Source organism: Citrobacter sp. CK198 (assembly GCF_030333295.1).
Lineage (GTDB): Bacteria > Pseudomonadota > Gammaproteobacteria > Enterobacterales > Enterobacteriaceae > Citrobacter_B > Citrobacter_B koseri.
Map to the genome: position 1 here is coordinate 1 of NZ_JAOWGE010000013.1, position 3,992 is coordinate 3,992.

At 49.5% G+C, this 3,992-nt stretch carries 3 protein-coding genes and 4 tRNA genes; 1 reads left to right on the forward strand and 6 read right to left on the reverse strand.

Annotation, left to right across the window (positions count from 1 at the left end):
• Position 1: 1 nt before the first annotated feature.
• The 4 genes from OGY62_RS01975 to OGY62_RS01990 all read right to left on the reverse strand — a co-directional run bounded on the left by OGY62_RS01975 (position 2) and on the right by OGY62_RS01990 (position 443).
• Positions 2-77 (reverse strand) — tRNA-Thr (locus OGY62_RS01975).
• 5 nt (positions 78-82) lie between these two features.
• A tRNA-Gly gene (locus OGY62_RS01980) sits at positions 83-157 on the reverse strand.
• Positions 158-274: 117 nt separating this feature from the next.
• Positions 275-359: transfer RNA gene (locus OGY62_RS01985), tRNA-Tyr, on the reverse strand.
• Positions 360-367: 8 nt separating this feature from the next.
• Positions 368-443: transfer RNA gene (locus OGY62_RS01990), tRNA-Thr, on the reverse strand.
• A gap of 397 nt (positions 444-840) precedes the next feature.
• Between OGY62_RS01990 and coaA the strand changes: the two genes are divergently transcribed.
• Positions 841-1,794, forward strand: coding sequence for a type I pantothenate kinase (coaA, locus tag OGY62_RS02000; protein ID WP_024130653.1), 954 nt, complete (start codon positions 841-843; stop codon positions 1,792-1,794).
• Between the two features lie 30 nt (positions 1,795-1,824).
• On the opposite strand, the gene birA is transcribed toward coaA, so the two are convergent.
• Together birA and murB are read right to left on the reverse strand one after the other, a co-directional pair.
• Entirely contained in the window at positions 1,825-2,787 is a 963-nt protein-coding gene (gene birA / locus OGY62_RS02005) for a bifunctional biotin--[acetyl-CoA-carboxylase] ligase/biotin operon repressor BirA (RefSeq protein WP_012133821.1), read from the reverse strand.
• Positions 2,784-3,812 carry a UDP-N-acetylmuramate dehydrogenase gene (gene murB, locus OGY62_RS02010; RefSeq protein WP_286458949.1) on the reverse strand — a complete coding sequence of 343 codons (1,029 nt, stop codon included), beginning with the start codon at positions 3,810-3,812 and terminating at the stop codon, positions 2,784-2,786. Before murB ends, birA begins: the two co-directional genes overlap by 4 nt.
• Positions 3,813-3,992 lie beyond the last annotated feature (180 nt).

A 3,992-nucleotide genomic window follows, 5' to 3' on the forward strand; every position in this document is an offset into this window, starting at 1 on the left:
GTGGTGCTGATACCCAGAGTCGAACTGGGGACCTCACCCTTACCAAGGGTGCGCTCTACCAACTGAGCCATATCAGCACGTCTGGAGCGGGCAGCGGGAATCGAACCCGCATCATCAGCTTGGAAGGCTGAGGTAATAGCCATTATACGATGCCCGCATCCTGGAACTCGGCTACCCAGTTCTTTCTGTAACAAAAAAAGAGACATGTCTCTTTTCTTATTCGAACCGGTTAATTTTTTCAACCAGTTCAGACAGCAAACACGCTGCCAGAAAGTGGTGGTGGGGGAAGGATTCGAACCTTCGAAGTCTGTGACGGCAGATTTACAGTCTGCTCCCTTTGGCCGCTCGGGAACCCCACCGGACTTGATGGTGCCGACTACCGGAATCGAACTGGTGACCTACTGATTACAAGTCAGTTGCTCTACCTACTGAGCTAAGTCGGCATCAAGTAGCGCGCATTCTATGGAGACCTGCGACCTCATGCAACTAAAAAATTGCATAAAATGTTCTATCGCTCACATTTTGCACGACAAGACTGCTAAATGGCCTATTTTTAGTCAGGTCAGTGCGATTTTTCGACACTGGGATGCTAACGGATTAACGGAGAGCATCATCATATCTGCGTTTGAAAGAGAAAAATTCTTCTTTTACATATGGTATATCCGTCACATTGCGTTTCAGGGATAACTTATCAGGAGAGATTTTTTCTTATTATTCCCTCCCATCTGGTGTTACCCTCCTGCCCATTGTCCAAATTAACTGAAATGTGTCGTGCCATTGCATGCCGGGGATGATTCGCTTTTTTATCGCTGACCTGATGTAGCAATGACAGCCAGAAACATGCTTATGAGTAAAGAGCAAACGTTAATGACGCCTTACCTACAATTTGATCGCAACCAGTGGGCTGCGCTTCGTGATTCCGTGCCGATGACCCTGACCGAGGGCGAAATCGCACGACTCAAAGGCATTAATGAAGATTTATCACTGGAAGAAGTTGCCGAGATTTATTTGCCCCTGTCGCGTTTGCTAAATTTCTATATCAGTTCAAACCTGCGCCGTCAGGCTGTTCTGGAGCAATTTTTAGGCACTAACGGCCAGCGTATTCCTTATATCATCAGCATTGCCGGTAGCGTTGCCGTGGGCAAAAGCACCACCGCGCGCGTACTGCAAGCACTGCTGAGCCGCTGGCCGGAACATCGTCGCGTCGAATTGATCACCACTGACGGTTTTCTGCACCCTAACCAGGTGCTGAAAGATCGCGGGCTGATGAAGAAGAAAGGCTTTCCTGAGTCTTACGATATGCACCGTCTGGTGAAGTTCGTTTCCGATCTCAAATCAGGGGTGCCAAATGTTACCGCGCCAGTCTATTCACACCTGATTTATGATGTGATTCCAGACGGAGATAAAACCGTCGCGCAGCCCGATATATTAATTCTTGAAGGCTTAAATGTACTACAGAGTGGAATGGATTATCCTCACGATCCACATCATGTATTTGTTTCTGACTTCGTTGATTTTTCTATTTATGTTGATGCGCCTGAAGATTTACTCCAGACGTGGTACATCAACCGCTTCCTGAAATTCCGTGAGGGGGCGTTCACCGACCCAGATTCTTATTTCCATAATTACGCAAAATTATCGAAAGATGAAGCGATCAATACCGCCGCATCATTATGGAAAGAAATCAACTGGTTGAACTTAAAGCAAAATATTTTACCCACTCGTGAGCGGGCCAGTCTGATTATGACCAAAAGCGCCAATCATGCGGTCGAACAAGTCAGGTTGAGAAAATAATGTAAAAAGGGAGCCTTAGCTCCCTTTTTATTATTCTGCGCTGCGTAAAGATATTTCTCCGCCCATCCACGGCTTAATTACGCCATCCTGTTCAAGCAACAACGCGCCTTGCGCATCTATCCCACGGGAAATACCAAATATTTCTTTATCACCAATAATCAGTTTAACCGGTCGGTTAATAAAATTATCCAGTTTTTCCCAGCGAGACAGGTAAGGTGCCAGACCTTCCTGCTCAAAGAGTTCCAGCGCCGCACGCAACTCTTTGATTAACGTCGCCGCCAGCATGTTGCGATCAAGCGTAATGCCCGCTTCCTGGAGATTGATCCATCCCTGATTCACGACGCCTTCTTCCACACGGCGCATGGCCATATTGATACCTGCGCCGATAACGATTTGTGCAGCGTCGCCCGTTTTACCCGTAAGCTCAACCAGAATGCCTGCCAGCTTGCGATCGAGTAAATAGAGATCATTAGGCCACTTAACCCGAACCTTCTCTGCACCCAGATCGCGCAGAACCTCAGCCATCACAATGCCGATCACCAGACTCAGCCCGATTGCAGCTGCCGGCCCCTGCTCCAGACGCCAGTACATAGAAAGATACAGGTTCGCACCAAATGGAGAGAACCATTTCCGCCCACGACGACCACGCCCAGCCTGCTGGTATTCCGCTACACAGGCATCACCCGACGTCAACTGGCCGATACGATCCAGCAGATACTGGTTCGTCGAATCGATAACCGGAAGTACCGTGACATTCCCGCTGTCCAGTTGTGCATGGATGACAGAAGCATCTAATAATTGGATAGGTTCTGGCAGGCTATATCCTTTGCCGGGTACGGTAAACACATCAACACCCCAGTCACGCAGCGTCTGGACATGCTTGTTGATGGCTGCGCGGCTCATTCCCAGCGTTTCACCCAGCTGTTCACCCGAATGAAACTCACCATCGGCCAGCAAAGAGATCAGCGTCAGGGGAACGGTATTATCCTTCATGCAATGATCTCCACAGCATTCACTTCACCGGTCTGCCCGATAAACCGAACTTCCGGTTCCAGCCAGACATTAAATTTCTCACCCACGTTCTGACGCACATGATGCGCGAGTTTCACCACATCCTCGCTTGTCGCATTATGTACGTTAATCAGCACCAGAGCCTGCTGACGATGTACCGCAGCGCCCCCGATACTGACGCCTTTTAGCTGGCACTGATCGATCAACCAACCGGCAGCCAGCTTCACTGAACCATCGGCCTGCGGGTAATGTGGCGCACCGGGAAATTGCGCCAGTAATGTGTGCGCAATCTCTGCTGCAACAACAGGATTTTTAAAGAAGCTACCTGCATTACCATTTACTTTTGGATCGGGCAGTTTCGTGGTGCGCATATGGCATACGGCATCAAACACCTGCTGCGGCGTGACCGTTTCAGGTTCAAAGCGAACCAGGTCGCCATAAGTCAGTACGGGCTGCCACTGTTTTGGTAAACGCAGGCCGACAGCCACAATGGCGTAACGATCCTGATATTCATGCTTGAAGATACTATCACGATAACCAAAGCGGCACTCTGTGGCGCTCACCCGTAGAGACTTTCCGGTTGTCAGCTCGACACAATCCACATAGTCACAGACCCGCTGTAGTTCTACACCATAGGCGCCAATGTTCTGGATAGGAGAAGAACCGACGCACCCCGGAATAAGCGCCAGATTCTCCAGCCCCGGCATACCTTGCTGGAGAGTGTATCGTACCAGGTTATGCCAGTTTTCCCCCGCCCCTACGTGCAAGTGCCATGCTTCGGGTTGCTCTGTCACCTCAATACCTTTGATACGGTTGATAATCACCGTTCCATGAAAGGTATCAAGAAACAGAACGTTACTCCCTTCGCCCAGTATCAGTACCGGATAATTGGATGCTTTAGCCGATTGCCAGGCATCCAATAGTTGTTGTTCATTTTCGGCACAGACAATCTCGTTAGCGCGTTGATCGATACCGAAGGTATTCCAGGGTTTGAGGGAGTGATTCATAGACGCTTTCCTGATGCAAAATCGCGTCTAGTTTACCGCATATGCAACAGTATGGCTTGTGGTTATGTAGGTGGGATAAGGCGCAGCCGCCATCCGGCTGACCCGGACGCATGAACGCAAAAAGGCCATCCCTCAGGATGGCCTCTTCACTTAATTAATGCCTGGCAGTTCCCTACTCTC

Bases quoted from the DNA above. Each gene is read 5' to 3' on its own strand.
- birA (WP_012133821.1), bottom strand. From the start codon at position 2,787: ATGAAGGATAATACCGTTCCCCTGACGCTGATCTCTTTGCTGGCCGAT.
- murB (WP_286458949.1), bottom strand. From the start codon at position 3,812: ATGAATCACTCCCTCAAACCCTGGAATACCTTCGGTATCGATCAACGC.
- coaA (WP_024130653.1), top strand. From the start codon at position 841: ATGCTTATGAGTAAAGAGCAAACGTTAATGACGCCTTACCTACAATTT.